Annotated in this window: 16 protein-coding genes; 11 read left to right on the forward strand and 5 right to left on the reverse strand. The window is 64.9% G+C overall.

Annotation, left to right across the window (positions count from 1 at the left end):
- Positions 1 to 62: 62 nt before the first annotated feature.
- Positions 63 to 3176, reverse strand: coding sequence for a DEAD/DEAH box helicase (locus KBW95_RS04135; RefSeq protein WP_211522921.1), 3114 nt, complete (start codon positions 3174 to 3176; stop codon positions 63 to 65).
- A gap of 254 nt (positions 3177 to 3430) precedes the next feature.
- Between KBW95_RS04135 and KBW95_RS04140 the strand changes: the two genes are divergently transcribed.
- Both KBW95_RS04140 and KBW95_RS04145 read left to right on the forward strand, forming a co-directional pair.
- On the forward strand, positions 3431 to 5785 hold the full coding sequence (locus KBW95_RS04140) for a Tex family protein (protein WP_211527560.1): 2355 nt from the start codon (positions 3431 to 3433) through the stop codon (positions 5783 to 5785).
- Between the two features lie 10 nt (positions 5786 to 5795).
- The gene (locus KBW95_RS04145; protein ID WP_211522923.1) at positions 5796 to 6242 is read left to right on the forward strand and encodes a GNAT family N-acetyltransferase; all 447 of its coding nucleotides are present in this window, start codon (positions 5796 to 5798) and stop codon (positions 6240 to 6242) included.
- Here KBW95_RS04145 and KBW95_RS04150 read toward each other — a convergent pair whose 3' ends face one another.
- The gene (locus KBW95_RS04150) at positions 6243 to 6521 is read right to left on the reverse strand and encodes a hypothetical protein (protein ID WP_211522924.1); all 279 of its coding nucleotides are present in this window, start codon (positions 6519 to 6521) and stop codon (positions 6243 to 6245) included. It abuts the gene before it with no gap.
- A 154-nt stretch (positions 6522 to 6675) separates the two neighbouring features.
- Between KBW95_RS04150 and grxD the strand changes: the two genes are divergently transcribed.
- A complete protein-coding gene (gene grxD / locus KBW95_RS04155; RefSeq protein WP_020656899.1) occupies positions 6676 to 6990 on the forward strand; it encodes a Grx4 family monothiol glutaredoxin in 315 nt (104 codons plus the stop codon).
- Complete coding sequence (locus KBW95_RS04160; RefSeq protein WP_211522925.1) at positions 6983 to 7576, forward strand: UbiX family flavin prenyltransferase; 594 nt, start codon at positions 6983 to 6985, stop codon at positions 7574 to 7576. The genes grxD and KBW95_RS04160 overlap by 8 nt, the downstream gene beginning before the upstream one ends.
- Positions 7577 to 7599: 23 nt before the next feature.
- Here KBW95_RS04160 and KBW95_RS04165 read toward each other — a convergent pair whose 3' ends face one another.
- The 3 genes from KBW95_RS04165 to KBW95_RS04175 all read right to left on the reverse strand — a co-directional run bounded on the left by KBW95_RS04165 (position 7600) and on the right by KBW95_RS04175 (position 9646).
- A complete protein-coding gene (locus tag KBW95_RS04165; protein ID WP_211522926.1) occupies positions 7600 to 7773 on the reverse strand; it encodes a hypothetical protein in 174 nt (57 codons plus the stop codon).
- Between the two features lie 132 nt (positions 7774 to 7905).
- Positions 7906 to 8325, reverse strand: coding sequence for a hypothetical protein (locus KBW95_RS04170; protein ID WP_211527561.1), 420 nt, complete (start codon positions 8323 to 8325; stop codon positions 7906 to 7908).
- Positions 8326 to 8581: 256 nt separating this feature from the next.
- A complete protein-coding gene (locus KBW95_RS04175) occupies positions 8582 to 9646 on the reverse strand; it encodes an MBL fold metallo-hydrolase (RefSeq protein ID WP_211527562.1) in 1065 nt (354 codons plus the stop codon).
- A gap of 127 nt (positions 9647 to 9773) precedes the next feature.
- Here KBW95_RS04175 and KBW95_RS04180 point away from each other — a divergent pair, with 127 nt between their 5' ends.
- From KBW95_RS04180 to KBW95_RS04210, 7 genes are all read left to right on the forward strand, one after another.
- Positions 9774 to 10175: a MerR family DNA-binding transcriptional regulator gene (locus tag KBW95_RS04180; RefSeq protein ID WP_211522929.1), complete on the forward strand. Its 402-nt coding sequence runs from the start codon at positions 9774 to 9776 to the stop codon at positions 10173 to 10175.
- Positions 10176 to 10293: 118 nt separating this feature from the next.
- Entirely contained in the window at positions 10294 to 11478 is a 1185-nt protein-coding gene (locus KBW95_RS04185) for an isovaleryl-CoA dehydrogenase (RefSeq protein ID WP_211522930.1), read from the forward strand.
- A 237-nt stretch (positions 11479 to 11715) separates the two neighbouring features.
- Positions 11716 to 13536 (forward strand): bifunctional isocitrate dehydrogenase kinase/phosphatase, encoded by a 1821-nt coding sequence (aceK, locus tag KBW95_RS04190; protein WP_211527563.1) that lies wholly within the window; start codon positions 11716 to 11718, stop codon positions 13534 to 13536.
- Complete coding sequence (locus tag KBW95_RS04195) at positions 13529 to 14728, forward strand: acetyl-CoA C-acyltransferase (protein WP_211522932.1); 1200 nt, start codon at positions 13529 to 13531, stop codon at positions 14726 to 14728. The genes aceK and KBW95_RS04195 overlap by 8 nt, the downstream gene beginning before the upstream one ends.
- 72 nt (positions 14729 to 14800) lie before the next feature.
- Entirely contained in the window at positions 14801 to 15469 is a 669-nt protein-coding gene (locus tag KBW95_RS04200) for an SDR family oxidoreductase (RefSeq protein WP_211522933.1), read from the forward strand.
- A gap of 36 nt (positions 15470 to 15505) precedes the next feature.
- Entirely contained in the window at positions 15506 to 16633 is a 1128-nt protein-coding gene (locus KBW95_RS04205) for an acyl-CoA dehydrogenase family protein (protein WP_211522934.1), read from the forward strand.
- Between the two features lie 104 nt (positions 16634 to 16737).
- Positions 16738 to 17805: an MORN repeat-containing protein gene (locus KBW95_RS04210; RefSeq protein ID WP_211522935.1), complete on the forward strand. Its 1068-nt coding sequence runs from the start codon at positions 16738 to 16740 to the stop codon at positions 17803 to 17805.

Consider the following 17805-nt stretch of genomic DNA (forward strand, 5'->3'; position numbering starts at 1 on the left):
TGCAGGCCACGGCATCAAAAAAATGGCGGACCTAAAGTCCGCCATTGTTATCATCACCGCGCTTACTGCTCGTCCAGCGGCGCAAAGATCGCCTGCAGATCCTCCTGCGTCAGCGCCATCTTCTGCGATTCGCCTTCCGCCAGGATCGACTGCGCCAGCTCCGACTTCTTCTGCTGCAGCTGCTGGATCTTCTCTTCCAGCGTACCCTTGGCGATCAGCTTGTACACGAACACCGGCTTGTCCTGCCCGATGCGCCAGGCGCGGTCGGTGGCCTGGTTCTCGGCCGCCGGGTTCCACCACGGGTCGTAGTGGATCACGGTGTCGGCCGCGGTCAGGTTCAGGCCCACGCCGCCGGCCTTCAGGCTGATCAGGAAGATCGGCACCGCGCCCTGCTGGAAGGCAGCCACCTGGGCCGAGCGGTCGCGCGTCTCGCCGGTCAGGATCGCGTAGGGAATGTCGCGCGCGTCCAGTTCTTCCTCGATCAGGCCCAGCATGCTGGTGAACTGCGAGAACACCAGGATCTTGCGGCCTTCCTGCAGCAGGTCCTCGACCATCTGCATCAGGTCCGTCAGCTTGGCCGATACCGCGGCCGTGTTCTTCTTGGCCGGCATCGCCTTCACCAGGCGCGGGTCGCAGCACACCTGGCGCAGCTTGAGCAGCGCTTCCAGGATCACGATCTGGCTGCGCGCCACGCCCTTGCGGTCGATCTCCTCGCGCACCTTCTTGTCCATCGCCAGGCGCACGGCCTCGTACAGGTCGCGCTGCGGGCCGGACAGCTCGATGCGGCGCACCATCTCGGTCTTCTGCGGCAGCTCCTTGGCCACGTTGTCCTTGGTCCGGCGCAGCAGGAAGGGACGGATGCGGCGGTTCAGCAGCATGCGGCGCACCGGGTCGTCCTGGCGCTCGATCGGGTGGCGGAACTGGGTGTTGAAGGTCTTTTCGTCGCCCAGCAGGCCGGGCAGCAGGAAGTGGAACTGCGACCACAGCTCGCCCAGGTGATTCTCGAGCGGGGTGCCCGACAGGCACAGGCGGTGGCGCGCGTTCAGCGAGCCGGCCGTCTGCGCCGCCTTGGAGCGGGTGTTCTTGATGTAGTGCGATTCGTCCAGGATCACCAGGTGATAGTGGTGCTCGCGCAGCTGTTCCTCGTCGCGCGGCAGCAGCGCATAAGTAGTCAGCACGATGTCGGCCTGGTCGATCTGGTCGAACAGGTCGACCCGCTCCTTGCCCTGCAGGAGCAGCACCTTGAGGTCTGGCGCGAAGCGCGCGGCTTCGTCCTGCCAGTTGCCCATCAGGCTAGTCGGGGCGATCACCAGGGCCGGGCTGGTCAGGCGGCCCGCTTCCTTCTCGGTGAGGATGTGGGCCAGGGTCTGGACGGTTTTACCGAGACCCATGTCGTCGGCCAGGATGCCGCCCAGGTCGTACTCGCGCAGGAACTGCATCCACGACAGGCCGTCGAGCTGGTAGTCGCGCAGGGTGGCCTGCAAGCCTTTCGGCGCCTGCACCTTTTTGACGGAGCCGAACTGGCTCAGCTTGCGGCCGGTCTCGCGCAGCTGCTCGCCGCCGGTCCATTTCAGTTCCAGGCCGCGCGCCAGTTCTTCCAGGCGCGCCGCGTCCAGCGTGGACAGGCGCACGCGCTGCTTGATCTTGTCGTTGAAATACAGCTCGCCCAGGGTCGACAGGATGGGCTTCAGGCGCCCCCAGGGCAGCGCCACGCGGGCGCCGTCCGGCAGCACGGCCAGCATCTGGTCGGCTTCCGCATGGGCGGCCAGCACGGCCGGGTCGAAGTCGGCCGGCGCGCTGCGGATCAGCTGCACCAGCACCGGCAGCAGCGGCACGCGCTTGCGGTTGACCACGATGCCCAGCTCCAGCTCGAACCAGGCATTGCCCGCTTCTTCCGGCTCGTCGATGTCGGCGTACCAGTCCTCGACCGGCACCACGTCGTAGCGGTACTTGGCGGACTTCTGCACATGCCAGCCGGCGTCGGACAGCGCATCCAGGTCGCCCTCGGCGAAGCGCAGCCAGTGCGCCTGGCTTTCCAGCTGAAGCGCGCCGGCCATGGCGTTGAAGGGCGCGGTGGCCGGCTTGCGGAAGCCCAGTTCGTTCAGCCTGGTGAGCGCGGCGCTTTCGGCCTTCGGGTCGCGCTCGATGATCTCGGTGACGTCGCCGATCTGGCGCACCACGCGCTGCGACGGGTCGAAGGACACGCGCTGGCCGTCGTAGTCGTAGGCCAGCACGGCGAAATCAATCCAGCGCGCCGCGCCGCCGTCGGCCAGCTGCACCGAATCCAGCAGCAGGTGCGGTATGGGTTTTACATCATTGCGCAGGCGCTGGGTGAGCGGTTGCGGCAGCGGCATCAGCTGCTGCAGGCCGTGCGCCAGCAGCAGCTGCGAGACGCGCTTCTTGTCGTTGCCGGTGAGGGCCGGGGCCTGGGCCACCAGCGCCTGCAGCTCGGCCAGCGAAATGTCGATCCCGCCGCGGTTGAGTTCCAGCGCGCCGCAGGACAGGTTGTCGATGTACCACGGCGGGTCGGTCGGCAGCATGTAGTCGATCTGGTCGGCGGCGCTGTGGGTGGCGCCCTTGGCCGGTTCCACCGACCAGCCCAGCTTGGCCACGCGGCCTTCGTCGCGCCAGGCCAGGTTGGCCTTGCGCACCGGGCCCGCCTGCAGCGGATACACCAGGCCGTTGGCCATGTCGGACCAGGAGTTCGCCCACAGCAGCTTTTCCTGCTCGAGCAGCATCTGCAGCAGGATGGCGCCGACCTTGCCCTTCGGCTCGGTGGCGCTGGTGCCCTGCGAGGAGCCGCTGCGCATCGCGATGAAGAAGCGCACCAGGTCGACGTCGTCGCCTTCAAGGTAGGCGGGCGGCGCCGACAGCAGCGAGAACACCTCGCTCACCGGGCTGGCCGCGGCCACGTCGCCGTTCGGGCGCAGGCGCGCCTTGCACAGGCAGATGGCGACATGGCGGCCGCCGCTGGTGGGGGCCATCACGTAAACGAATTTGTACTGTGCGGCCTTGGGATCCGTGACCTCGGCGGTCAGCTTCGGCTGCGGATGCGCAGCCGCTTCGACCCGTTGCAGCCAGCTCACCACCGGCGCGGGCAGGGCGGGAGCTCTTGCGGGAGCGCGGACCGGTGCTGCGTCGCCGGCGTTCTCGCGTGGGTAATCGACTGTGTGCATGGGGTCTCGTATACCTAACGTTGTGCGTAAAACTGCGCGTAACCAAAACGACAATAAAGTACATTATCCGTCATCCGGACACTTCCGTTTTGTTCGGAATCGCACGTAGCGGACAATTCTCATTCATGCGGCATCGCCGTAACAGATGCCGCATACAGAACCGGTTGTTCTCTCATGTTCGCGAGACGCTGTCAAGACTGGTGTATCGTTCCGGTTTGCGTATCATTGGCCGCTTGACTTCTGACATTTGCATCATGCTGCCATCCATCGAACAACGCCTCGCCCTCGAACTGTCCGCCAAACCTGCCCAGGTGACGGCCGCCGTCGCCCTTCTCGATGAAGGCGCCACCGTCCCCTTCATCGCCCGCTACCGCAAGGAAGCCACCGGCGGCCTGGACGACATCCAGCTGCGCCTCCTGGAAGAGCGCCTGCGTTACCTGCGCGAGCTGGAAGACCGGCGCGCCGCGATCATCGCCTCGATCACCGAGCAGAACAAAATGACGCCGGAACTGCTCGACGCCGTCACCCACGCCGAAGACAAGACCCGCCTGGAAGACCTCTACCTGCCCTACAAGCAGAAGCGCCGCACCAAGGCCCAGATCGCGATCGAAGCCGGCCTGGCGCCGCTGGCGGACAGCCTGCTGGCCGACCCCACGCTCAATCCCGAGGAAGCCGCCGGCGCCTACCTGCGCGAAGCATTCACCAATGCCGACGGCGGCGCCAACCCCGGCGTGCCGGACACCAAGGCCGCGCTGGACGGCGCGCGCCAGATCCTGATGGAGCGCTTCGCCGAAGATGCCGGGCTGCTGCAGTCGCTGCGCGAGTATGTACAGGAGCACGGCGTGGTCGAGTCCAAGGTCGTCGCCGGCAAGGAAGACGAAGGCGAGAAGTTCGCCGACTACTTCGATTACTCGGAGCCGCTGTCCACCGTGCCCTCGCACCGCGCGCTGGCCCTGATGCGCGGCCGCCGCGAAGGCGTGCTGGACGTGACCCTGCGCCTCGATACGGAGCTTGAAAAGCCGAAATGGGATGCGCCGCACAATCCCTGCGAAAGCCGCATCGCGGCGCGCTTCGGCATCAAGGGCGCGGGCCGCCCGGCCGACAAGTGGCTGCTCGACACCGCGCGCTGGACCTGGCGCGTGAAGAGCTTCATGTACATCGAGACCGAATTGATGGGCGCCCTGCGCGAAAAGGCCGAGCTGGACGCGATCCAGGTCTTCGCGCGCAACCTGAAATCCCTGCTGCTGGCCGCACCGGCCGGTCCGCGCGCCACCATGGGCCTGGACCCTGGCCTGCGCACCGGCGTCAAGGTGGCCGTGGTCGACGCCACCGGCAAGGTGGTCGACACCGCCACCGTCTATCCGCACCAGCCGCGCAACGACTGGGACGGCGCCCTGCACGTGCTCGGCCAGCTGGCGGCCAAGCACAACGTGTCCCTGGTCTCGATCGGCAACGGCACCGCCTCGCGCGAGACCGACAAGCTGGCCCAGGACCTCATCAAACAGCGCCCCGAGCTCAAGCTGACCAAGATCGTGGTGTCGGAAGCCGGCGCCTCGGTGTACTCGGCTTCGGAATTCGCCTCGCGCGAACTGCCGGAGCTGGACGTGTCGCTGCGCGGCGCGGTCTCGATCGCGCGCCGCCTGCAGGACCCGCTGGCGGAACTGGTGAAGATCGATCCCAAGTCGATCGGCGTGGGCCAGTACCAGCACGACGTGTCGCAGACCCAGCTCGCGCGCTCGCTCGACGCGGTGGTGGAAGACTGCGTGAACGCGGTCGGCGTGGACGTGAACACCGCGTCGGCGCCGCTGCTGGCGCGCGTGTCTGGCCTGTCCTCCAGCGTGGCGCAGAGCATCGTCACCTACCGCGACATGAAGGGTGCGTTCAGCTCGCGCGCGGCCCTGAAGCAGGTGCCGCGCCTGGGCGACAAGACCTTCGAGCAGGCGGCCGGCTTCCTGCGCGTGATGGGCGGCGAGAACCCGCTGGACGCCTCGGCCGTGCACCCGGAATCCTATCCGGTGGTCGAGAAGATCCTGGCCGATATCAAGCGCGACATGAAGGCGGTGATCGGCGACAGCTCGCTCATCAAGAGCCTGAACCCGGCCAAGTACGCGGACGAGAAGTTCGGCGTGCCGACCGTGACCGACATCCTGAAGGAGCTGGAAAAGCCGGGCCGCGACCCGCGTCCGGAATTCACCACCGCCACCTTCAAGGAAGGCGTGGAAGAACTCTCCGACCTGCGTCCGGACATGATCCTGGAAGGCGTGGTGACCAACGTGGCTGCCTTCGGCGCCTTCGTGGATATCGGCGTGCACCAGGACGGCCTGGTGCACATCTCGGCGCTGTCGAACACCTTCGTGAAAGATCCGCACACGGTGGTCAAGGCCGGCCAGGTGGTGAAGGTCAAGGTGCTGGAAGTGGACGTGAAGCGCAAGCGCATCGCCCTCACCATGCGCCTGAGCGACAGCGCGCCGGCGCCGGGTTCGCGTCCGGAGCAGCGCGCCGACCGCAACGACGGCAAGCGCCTGGCCCAGCATCAGCAGCGCCAGGAGCGTAGCGCGCCCCCGAGCGGCAATGCGATGGCGGCGGCTTTCGCCAAGCTGCGTAAATAAGGAGCAGGCCATGATCACGCTCGGCAGCGCCGATCCCGACAGCCCCGACGCCCTGGTGCTGCTCGCGGAACTGGGCGCTGCGCTGAGCGCGATCACCGGCGACAGCGGCGCCGCATCCTTCGATCCGCAGGACGTGCGCGGCCCGCGCGCGGTCTTCCTGATCGCACGCGACGATCAGGGCAATGCGGTGGGCTGCGGCGCCCTGCGGCCGCTGCAGGACGACGTGGCGGAACTCAAGCGCATGTATGCGCGGCCCGGCAGCGACGCGGGCAAGCATATCCTGGCGGCGCTGGAATGGCATGCCGTGATCTTCGGCTACACCGAGGTATGGCTGTCGACCCGGCGCGTCAATCGGCGCGCCATGGATTTCTATCGCCGCAACGGCTACGTGCCGGTGCCGGCCTACGGCAAGTACGTGGGCAGCCAGGTGTCGGCCTGTCTCGGCCGCTGGCTGTGATTACTTGAGGAAGACGCCGATCAGGTAGATCGACAGGCAGGCGAAGCCGAGCAGCAGCATCTGCTTCTGCGGCATGGCCGGACGGCCGGTCTTCTTCACATGCAGCGCGTCGCGCACCAGCAGGGTGGCATACGCCAGGGCAGCGATGCCGGCCACGATGCCGCCGACGCTCTGGTGCGTCACGCCGCCGACGATGTTGATGATGCCGGGGATGCCGAGCAGGACGGCGATGACGAGGTTCATGCCCGTCGAGGGCCCGCGGTTGGGGGGTTGTTGCATGGGTCGGCTCCGGTCGGCTTTCAAACCGGGCGATCATACAGCAAGCATGGGGCGGCGTCAGCCGGCGTCACCGGGTGACCTGGCGGGCTTATGCCCTCCAGGTCGAATTCTTATAAAATGTCGCCATCAACCCCTCCACCCAAAGGCAGAACAAATGAGCGACGTACAAACCTGGATCAAAGAAACCGTGACCAACACCCCGGTCGTGCTGTTCATGAAGGGCACCGCCCAGTTCCCGCAGTGCGGCTTTTCCGGCCGCGCCATCCAGATCCTGAAGGCATGCGGCGTGGACAACATCGCCACCGTCAACGTGCTGGAAGACGCGGAAGTCCGCCAGGGCATCAAGGACTACTCGAACTGGCCGACCATCCCGCAGCTCTACGTGCGCGGCGAATTCATCGGCGGCTCGGACATCATGAACGAGATGTACGAATCGGGCGAACTGCAAACCCTGCTGAAGAATGGCTGATCGCCCGCGCCGGATAACGGTCGCCATTACCGGCGCCACCGGCGCAACCTACGGCGTGCAGCTGCTGCGGCGGCTGCACGCCACGCCAGGCGTCGAGAGCCACCTGGTCGTCTCCGACGCCGCCACCCTCACCCTGCACCAGGAACTCGGCCTGCAGCGGCGCGACGCCGAGGCACTGGCCCATGTCGTCCACCGCAACCGCGACATCGGCGCCTCGATCGCCAGCGGTTCGTTCCAGACCGACGGCATGGTGGTCGCCCCCTGCTCCATGAAGACCCTGGCCGCGGTCGCGCATGGCCTGTCCGACAACCTCATTACCCGCGCCGCGGACGTGATGCTGAAGGAGCGCCGCCGCTTGATCCTGATGGTGCGCGAAACGCCCTTCAACCTGGCCCACCTGCGCAACATGACGGCCGTGACCGAAATGGGCGGCATTATTTTCCCGCCCTTGCCGAGTTTTTATCACAGGCCGGTGTCGATCGAGGAGATGGTCGAGCACAGTGTCGACCGGGTGATGGATTTGCTTGGGCTTGAGAACGCCCAGGCCGCCCGCTGGGGCGGCATGAAGGCTGCGCCGGACGCCTAATCCGGATGGCTGGCCCGGGCGGCTCAGCGCTTTTCTTCGAACAGGTCCTTGTCGGCCTTTTTAAGCTCTTGTGCTTCCTCGAGCTTCCGCCGCCGGGCATTGCGTTCTCGCATGACCTCGGCATGGCGCGCCGCCGTCATCGGCGGGGCGGTCATCAGTTCCTTGAGCTGAGCGGTGTTGGCGTAGTTATTTCGCATGCGGCTGCTGCTCCTTGACGTGACCAGTGGCGGCGAATCGCTTCCACTGGAATAGATTATGAACCAGGTTCGCCCATTTGTGCGGACCCGGCTTCACGAAAAGTGCACTACGACAACGTCTATTGAGTAACGTTACTTGCCGTCGGTCTTTTGATGGTGCATGCGCACCAGCATGCGGATGAACTCGCGCGCCAGCTGGCGGTGGTGTTCATCCAGGCGCTGCAGGTCGGCGATCAGCTTGACGTCGGCCGATTCGAAACGCGCCGCGCCGCCGCCGCCGGCTTCGGTGCTGGCGGCCTGCTCGCCGCCGCCGAAGCGCAGCCAGTCGGCCGGCACACCCAGCCACTGGGCGATCATGCGCAGCTTTTCCTGGGTCGGAATCGCCTCGCCCACCAGCCACTTGCGCGCCGCGTGCACCGTGATCGGACGTCCTTCAAAGCGAATATTGAATTCGCGCGCCAGCCGGGTTGGGCTGTCGGGCGAATAATGTGCGTTTTTCAGGGCCTGCTGCAGTCGCTCGCTGAAGCTCTCCCGTTCATTCGTCGAATTCATCGTAAAACTACTTAATGTTGCGTAAGCGGATGGCCGGTTCTTACTGATGAGTAAGTCTCGGGGCAATCATACCCTTAAAAAGTAACAAAGATGTGATTTTTTAAGAGAATTTTCGGTATTGCAATGATAACTGGTAGCAACACGGAGAAGGATAAACCTTCCCGTAAATGTAGCCTAACTGAAATGTTCGAAGAATGCCGCACAATTTGCAGCCCGTTACAGAGGACGTATTGACTACAAGCGCGCGGGACAACGGTTACATTTTATTCTTGTTGCATTGGAAACGTATGACGCCATCTATGTTGTTGTTACGCAGCAAGACACCATCACGCCACAGCTTGTGTAAATGTGCCAGCGCCTCGCCCAAGGCAAAGCTGAGCTGGTGGGCGTCGAGCTGGCGCCGGAACATGATGGGTACGATGTCGACCGCCGATTTTGGTTCCTCGCAGGCCGCCACCACTTCGGCCAGGCGCGCTTCGTGGTGTGCACGCAACTGTGCGATGCGGGTATGCAGGCCGCGGAAGGGTTTGCCATGGGCCGGCAGCACCAGGGTGTCCTCGGGCAGGTCGGCGAACTTGCCGAGCGAATCGAGGTAGAGCTGCAGCGGATTGCCCTCCGGCTCGACCGCGAAAACCGAGACATTGGTCGAAATACGCGGCAGCACCATGTCGCCCGAGACCAACACCTTCAGCGCATCGCAATACAGCGAGGCATGTTCCGGCGAATGGCCGAAGCCGGTGATCACACGCCAGCTGTGGCCGCCGATGCGCAGCTGCTGTCCATCCTGCAGGCGGGTGTAGGACGCCGGGACGGCCGGCACCAGGGAGGGATAGTAATTGCGGCGGCTGCGCATCTGCTCCAGCATCGCGGGGTCGGTCAGGCCGTGGCGTTCGAAGTGGGGAATGGCCGAGGGGCCGTCCACGCCCGGCAGCGCGGCCGCCATCATGCGCGCGAAGGCGAATTCGCCGGTGGTGGTCCAGAACGGGGCGGTGAAACGCTCGCACAGCCAGCCGGACAGGCCGACGTGGTCGGGATGGCAATGGGTAGCGAACACGCGCACCAGCGGCTCGCCCGCCAGGCCCTCCGCCAGCACCTGTTCCCAGGCGGCGCGGGTGGCGTCGGTAGCGGCGCCGCAGTCGACCAGGGCCCAGCCCTGTTGTCCCTCGTGCTCGTCCTCCAGCAGCCACAGGTTGATGTGGTCGAGCGCGAAAGGCAGGGGCATGCGCGCCCAGCGCAGTCCGGGAACGATCTCGTGCAGGACGCCGGGCGTGGGAATGGTGTCGCCGAAGGGATAGGCGAGCTGGGACTCGAGCGGGTTCATGGAAATCTTTCGTATTCGTGGGAAGGCGGGCGCGCTACAATGCGATTGACGTTGACGTAAACGGAAAACGGCTTTGAGATTTTAAGCGATTCCGTGTTTGCCTACCTTTTGACCGCCACCGCACACCATGGCTACTTATACCATCGCCGAACTGGCACGCGAATTCGACATCACCGCCCGCGCGATCCGTTTCTATGAAGACCAGGGCCTGCTGAGCCCCATGCGCGAAGGCGTGGGCGGACGCAACCGTGTTTACACCCCGCGCGACCGCACCCGGCTCAAGCTGACCCTGCGCGGCAAGCGCCTGGGCCTGACTTTGTCCGAGATCAAGAGCATCGTCGATATGTACGAGTCGCCCAAGGACACCCACGCCCAGATCAACCGCTTCCTCGGCGTGCTGGCCCAGCAGCGCCTGACGCTCGAGCAGCAGCGGGCCGATATCGAGATGGCGCTGGAGGAAATCACCGCCCACGAAGAGGAATGCCGCCGCCTGCTGCGCGAAAATGAGGCAGACAAGAGCGCTGCCTGAGGCTGGCCCGGACCCTCGCGGGTCCCTTTTTTTGTCGCTTAGTTGACGTTTACGTTAACGTCACAGGCGAGTATGATTCACGCTATTCTGCTCAACCACCGTTCACCGTGAGGACGACATGCTGCATCTCCCAGGCTTGACCTTTGACCATGGCGAAGACATCGCCGCGCTGCGCGAAGCAGTCCAACAGTTCGCTGCTGCCGAAATCGCACCGCGCGCCGCCGAGATCGACCATACCGACCAGTTCCCGATGGACCTGTGGAAGAAGATGGGCGAACTGGGCCTGCTGGGCATCACCGTGGGCGAGGAATACGGCGGCGCCAACATGGGCTACCTTGCGCACATCGTCGCCATGGAAGAGATCTCGCGCGCCTCGGCCTCGGTCGGCCTGTCCTACGGCGCCCATTCGAACCTGTGCGTCAACCAGATCAAGCGCAACGGCAACGAAGAGCAGAAGCGCAAGTACCTGCCCAAGCTGATCTCGGGCGAGCACGTGGGCGCGCTCGCCATGTCGGAGCCGAACGCCGGTTCCGACGTGGTCAGCATGAAGCTCAAGGCCGAGCTCAAAGGCGACCGCTACGTCCTGAACGGCACCAAGATGTGGATCACCAACGGCCCGGACGCCGACACCCTGGTGGTGTACGCCAAGACCGACCTGGAAGCCGGCCCGCGCGGCATGACCGCCTTCCTGATCGAAAAGGGCTTCAAGGGCTTCTCGATCGCCCAGAAGCTGGACAAGCTGGGCATGCGCGGTTCGCACACCGGCGAGCTGGTGTTCCAGGACTGCGAAGTGCCGGTCGAGAACGTGCTGGGCGGCGTGGGCAAGGGCGTGAACGTGCTGATGTCGGGCCTGGACTTCGAGCGCACCGTGCTGTCGGGCGGTCCGCTGGGCATCATGTCGGCCTGCATGGACGTGGTGGTGCCTTACATCCACGAGCGCAAGCAATTCGGCCAGGCGATCGGCGAGTTCCAGCTGATGCAGGGCAAGATCGCGGACATGTATTCGACCATGATGGCTTGCCGCGCTTATGTGTACGCCGTGGGCCAGGCTTGCGACCGCGCCGATAACGCGGCGGCGGTGCGCGCCCTGCGCAAGGACGCCGCCGGCGCGATCCTGTACAGCGCCGAGAAGGCGACCTGGATGGCGGGCGAAGCGATCCAGACCCTGGGCGGCAACGGCTACATCAATGAGTATCCGGTCGGCCGCCTGTGGCGCGACGCCAAGCTGTACGAGATCGGCGCGGGCACCAGCGAAATCCGCCGCATGCTGATCGGCCGTGAGCTGTTCGGCGAGACGATGTAAATAAAGCTGGCACGGCAAGATAGATATTCTTTTGCCAGCTTAAAAACCGTCATCCCGGCGAAGGCCGGGATCCAAGTTTCACGCATACCGATCACGTTCGATGCCATCGATCCGCGAACAAACTTGGGTTCCGGCCTCCGCCGGAACGACGGGCTGGGACAAACTATCTTTTCAAATAGTTGTGCAGTGCACAAGTTGCCGTAGAATGTCCGCTCCCGGACCCGCGCGAGACGAACGATGACACAAGTTGCGTTCCCCAAACTGCTGTCTTCCCAGATCGCATTCGACATCGCGCGCACCATCCTGGACGGCTTCGACAAGCACTACCGCCTGTTCCGCCAGGCCAGCCAGCAGGCCAAGCACCTGTTCGAGAAGGCCGACTGGAAAGCCGCCCAGCAAGCCGCGCGCGAGCGCATCGGCTTCTACGACCAGCGCGTCCAGGAGTGCGTGCACACCCTCGAGGACGACTACTCCCCCGAGGACCTGACCGACCGCGTCTGGCGCGAAATCAAGCTGCACTACATCGGCCTGCTCGCCGGCCACAAGCAGCCGGAACTGGCCGAGACCTTCTTCAACTCGGTCAGCTGCCATATCCTGCACCGCACCTACTACCACAACGATTACATCTTCGTGCGGCCGGTGGTCTCGACCGAGTACATCGACACCGACGAACCGCAGCCCACCTACCGCGTCTACTACCCGGCCGCGGACGGCCCGCGTGTCGCGCTCAGGCGCATCGTCACCAACTTCCAGCTCGACGCCCCCTTCGCCGACCTCAACCGCGACGTCCAGCTGGTCGAAGAGCGCATGAACGCCGCCTTCGGCCTCGGCAAGCGCGAATCGAACCAGCAGTTCCAGGTGCTCTCCAGCCTGTTCTTCCGCAACAAGGGCGCCTACATCGTCGGCCGCGCCATCAACGGCGCGCGCGAGTATCCCTTCGTGATCCCGGTGCTGCACAACCGCAAGGGGCAGCTGGTGCTCGACACCGTGCTGACCGACCAGGAACAGATCATCATCCTGTTCTCGTTCACGCGCGCCTACTTCTCGGTGGACATGGAAGTGCCCTCGGCCTACGTGACCTTCCTGCGCAGCTGCATGCCGCGCAAGGCCAGGAGCGAGATCTACACCGTGCTGGGCCTGCAAAAGCAGGGCAAGGCCCTGTTCTACCGCGACTTCCTGCAGCACCTGAAGCACAGCTCGGACTATTTCCGCATCGCCCCCGGCATCCGCGGCCTGGTGATGCTGGTGTTCGAGCTGCCGTCCTTCCCGTATGTGTTCAAGGTGATCAAGGACTTCTATCCGCCGCCCAAGGAAACCACGCGCGCCCAGGTCAAGGAAAAATACCTGCTGGTGAAGTACCACGACCGCGTGGGCCGCATGGCCGACACTCTCGAATACTCGAACGTGGCCTTCCCGCTGGCGCGCTTTTCCGAAGAGCTGGTCGGCGAGCTGCAGAAATACGCACCCTCGCTGGTCGAGATCGAGGGCGAATGCATCGTCATCCGCCACCTCTACATCGAGCGCCGCATGGTGCCGCTGAATATCTTCCTGTCCGAGGCCCAGGAGCAGGGCAAGCCGGAGCTTGTGGAGCACGGCATCGTCGAATACGGCAATGCCATCAAGGACCTGGTCGCCGCGAATATCTTCCCTGGCGATATGCTGTACAAGAACTTCGGCGTCACCCGCCATGGCCGCGTCGTGTTCTACGACTACGACGAGATCGAATACCTCACCGACTGCAATTTCCGCGACATCCCGGCCGCGCGCAACGAAGAGGACGAGATGGCTTCGGAACCCTGGTACCCGATCGGCAAGCACGACGTGTTTCCGGAACAATTTGGCCGCTTCCTGCTTGGAAATCCGGCCATCCGCCGCCATTTCATGCAACATCACGCGGATCTTTTGACCCGCGACTATTGGCAATCCCACAAGGACCGCATCCTGGAAGGCGTCGTCGACGACGTCTTCCCTTACCCGCAGCAGATTCGTTTCTGTCACCAAGCAACCCCCACCGTGGCATCGACGCCACTCTATTTGGAGAACCTACACAATGAATGATCCAGTCGTTATCGTTGGCGCCGCCCGTACCCCGATGGGCGCCTTCCAGGGCGATTTTTCCTCGAAAACGGCGAGCGACCTCGGCGCGGTGGCGATCAAGGCCGCGGTGGAGCGTGCCGGCGTGGCGCCGGAAGCCGTGGAACACGTCTATTTCGGTAACTGCCTGATGGCGGGCCAGGGCCAGGCCCCGGCGCGCCAGGCCCTGATCAAGGGCGGCCTGCCGCTGTCGACCGGCGCCGTGACCCTGTCCAAGATGTGCGGCTCGGCCATGCAGGCCGCGATCTTCGCCCACGACCAGCTGGTCGCCGGCAGCGCCGACATCGTCGTCGCGGGCGGCATGGAATCGATGACCAACGCACCCTACCTGATCCCGAAGGCGCGCGGCGGCTACCGCATCGGCCACGCGCCGATGTTCGACCACATGATGCTCGACGGCCTGGAAGACGCCTACTCGCGCAACGAGAAGACCGGCGAAGGCCGTTCGATGGGCACCTTCGCGGAAGAGTGCGTGGCCACCTACCAGTTCTCGCGCGAAGAGCAGGACAACTTCGCGATCGAATCGGTCAAGCGCGCGCAAGCTGCCAACAACGAAGGCTGGTTCGCCTGGGAAGTGGCGCCGGTCTCCGTGGCCACCCGCACCGGCGAACTGGTGGTCGAGAAGGATGAAGGCCCGATGAAGGCCAAGGTCGACAAGATCCCGTCGCTCAAGCCGGCATTCAAGAAGGACGGCACCGTGACCGCCGCTTCGTCCTCGTCGATCAACGATGGCGCCGCGGCCCTGGTGATGATGCGCGAATCGAAGGCCAAGGAACTGGGCCTGACCCCGATCGCCCGCGTGATCGGCCACGCCACCCACGCCCAGGAACCGAACCTGTTCACCACCGCCCCGATCGGCGCGATGCAGAAGCTGTTCAAGAAGACCGGCTGGACTCCGCGCGACGTCGACCTGTTCGAGATCAACGAAGCCTTCGCCGCGGTGCCGATGGCCGCCATGCGCGACCTCGACATCCCGCACAGCAAGGTCAACATCCACGGCGGCGCCTGCGCGCTGGGCCACCCGATCGGCGCCTCGGGCGCGCGCATCATCGTCACCCTGCTGGGCGCGCTGAAGCGCACCGGCGGCAAGCGCGGCGTGGCCTCGCTGTGCATCGGCGGCGGCGAAGCCACCGCGATGGCGGTCGAGCTGGTTTAAGCGTAGTGCGTAGCGCTGGCGGCTTGCCGCCGGCGCATTCAAGCAACAGCAGTGTTATCCAGGGAGTCTGCCATGCCTACCGCATTGATCCTCGGCGCTTCGCGCGGCATCGGCCGCGAGATGGTGCGCCAGTACAAGCAGGACGGCTGGCGCGTGATCGCCACCGCCCGCAAGCAGGAAGACTGCGACGCGCTCGTGCGGCTGGGCGCGGAAGCCCACCCGCTCGACGTCACCAACGCCGACTCCATCGCCGCCCTGGGCTGGCGGCTGGACGACGAAAAGATCGACACCGCCTGGCTGGTGGCCGGCGTCTACGGCCCGGTCCATTCGGGCTTCCCGACCCAGCAGGAATTCGACAGCGTCATGCACACCAACGTGCTGGCGGCGATGCGCCTGATCCCGATCGTGGCGCCGCTGCTGGCCGCAACGCAAGGCAAGCTGGCCGTGCTGTCCTCGAAGATGGGCTCGATCGGGGCACGCCACAGCACCGAAGGCACGCTCTACCGCGCCAGCAAGGCCGCGCTCAATTCCGTGCTGGCCGATGCGGCCATCACCTGGAGACCGCAGGGCGTGACCTGCCTGTCCTTCCACCCGGGCTGGGTGCAGACCGACATGGGCGGCGAAGGCGCCCCGCTCACCCCCGAGGAAAGCGTGCGTGACCTGCGCGCCACGCTGGCCAGGGTGGATGCCTCGTCCAACGGCGCCTTCCTCGACCACGACGGCACGCCGATCCCGTGGTAACCGCAGTACAACGCATATAACAACGAACGAGACACCATGATTCTGAACGAAGAACACCAGATGATCCGCGACGCCCTGCGCAGCTATGCGCAGGAGCGCCTGGCCCCCAACGCCGCCCGCTGGGACCGCGAGCATTACTTCCCCAAGGACGAACTGAAGGAGCTGGCCCAGCTGGGCGCCTTCGGCGTGGCGGTGCCGGAGCAGTACGGCGGCGCGGGCCTGGACTACGTGGCGCTGGCCCTGGTGCTGGAAGAAATCGCGGCCGGCGACGGCGGCACCTCGACCATCATCTCGGTGAACAACTGCCCGGTCTGCAGCATCGCCATGATGTATGCGAACGAAGAGCAAAAAGCACGCTTCCTGCGCCCGCTGGCGCAAGGCGAGATGCTGGGCGCCTTCGCCCTGACCGAGCCGCATACCGGCAGCGACGCGGCCGCGCTGCGCACCACCGCGGTCCGCGAGGGCAACGAGTACGTCATCAACGGCACCAAGCAATTCATCACCAGCGGCAAGCACGGCGATGTGGCCATCGTCATGGCCGTAACAAGCAAGGCCGCCGGCAAGAAGGGCATCAGCGCCTTCTGGGTGCCGACCAATACCCCGGGCTACACCGTGGCCGGCATCGAGCACAAGATGGGCCAGCATTCGTCGGACACGGCGCAGATCGTGTTCGAAAACTGCCGTGTCCCGGCCGAGAACCTGATCGGCGAGGAAGGCATGGGCTACAAGATCGCCCTGTCCGGCCTGGAGGGCGGCCGCATCGGCATCGCCTCGCAGTCGGTCGGCATGGCGCGCGCGGCCTACGAGGCGGCCCTGGCCTACGCCAAGGAGCGCGAGAGCTTCGGCAAGCCGATCTTCGAACACCAGTCGGTGCAGTTCCGCCTGGCCGAGATGGCGATGAAGATCGAGGCCGCGCGCCAGCTCATCCTGCACGCCGCCTCGATGAAGGACGCCGGCCTGCCCTGCCTGAAGGAAGCCGCGATGGCCAAGCTGTTCGCCTCCGAGATGGCCGAGCGCGTGGTGTCGGACGCGATGCAGGTGTTCGGCGGCTACGGCTACGTGGCCGACTTCCCGATCGAGCGCATCTACCGCGACGTGCGCGTGTGCCAGATCTACGAAGGCACCAGCGACATCCAGAAGATCCTGATCGCACGAGCGTTGTGACCAGCCATCAGTGATCGGCTTTTGACGCGGATCATGCCCAATGCATTGAAGTGAACATAACGGCCACCTATACTGGCCTTTGTTCCTATAATGCATTTTTTGCCATGAAACCTTCCTCCGCGCTCTTCCTGTCCAGCCTCGCCTTTGCAGCCACCGCCCAGGCGGACGAAGCTCCCGCTTATCTCGGCGCCGCGGATTGCCGCATCGCGCAAGTAACGCCCGCGCCCGCCGAGGGCAAGATCGCCTGGAGCGGCGCCTGCAAGGACGGTTACGCAGAAGGTAAAGGCACGCTGGAATGGAAGTCCGGCGAGGACCGCAGCCCGTGGAAGATCGAGGGCGCCCTGGCGCGCGGCGAGATCAGCGGCGAAGCCACCCGGACCAGCAAGGGCGGCACCTACATCGGCACTTTCCGCAACGGCGTGCCGCACGGCGCCGGCTATTTCAGGACCAGCGGCGGCTACCAGTACGAAGGCGGCGTGGTTAACGGACGCCGCGAAGGAAAGGGCACGATGGTCGACCCGGACGGTTCGCGCTACGACGGCGACTGGAAGGACGGCGAACGCTCCGGCAAGGGCAAGGCCACTTTCGCTCTTGGCGGCAGCTACGATGGCAGCTGGTACAACGATCAGTTCAACGGCAGGGGCAAGATCGTCTACGCGGGCAACGGCCACGTCTACGAAGGCGATTTCCTGGACGGCCGTCCGGTGAACGCCAAGCCCCTCATCAAAGAGGAAGCGGCCCGCTTCAGCATGAAACGCGCCAATGCGGCCACCGGCTCGAAACTGAGCGACGAAATGGCGTATACCTACCTTCCCCCGGCGGCGAAATGGGAAGACCTGACGCCGGGCCAGCAAGACCTGGTCAGGGCCTCCTATCCGGCGCTGGAACCGGGAGACGAGCCTCCTTATCCGCTCAAAGGCTCGCGCGTCTTCCTCGAAGAAGTATCCAAGGTCTCCGGCCTGTTCCCCAACTTCAAGGGCAACGTGGCGCTCTACATCACCGTCGACGCCAAGGGCGCGCCGACCAAGGCCCAGACGGTCGGGGTGACGATCGCCGACCTGAATCGCGCGCTGTCGGTGGTCGCGCTCTCCAAGCGCTTCAAGCCAGCCCTGTGCCGCGGGCAGGCTTGCGAGATGATCTATCCGATCAACCTGAATCTGAACGCGGAGTGA

Origin of the sequence: Massilia sp. ZL223 (genome assembly GCF_018119395.1) — a bacterium.
Lineage (GTDB): Bacteria > Pseudomonadota > Gammaproteobacteria > Burkholderiales > Burkholderiaceae_D > Telluria.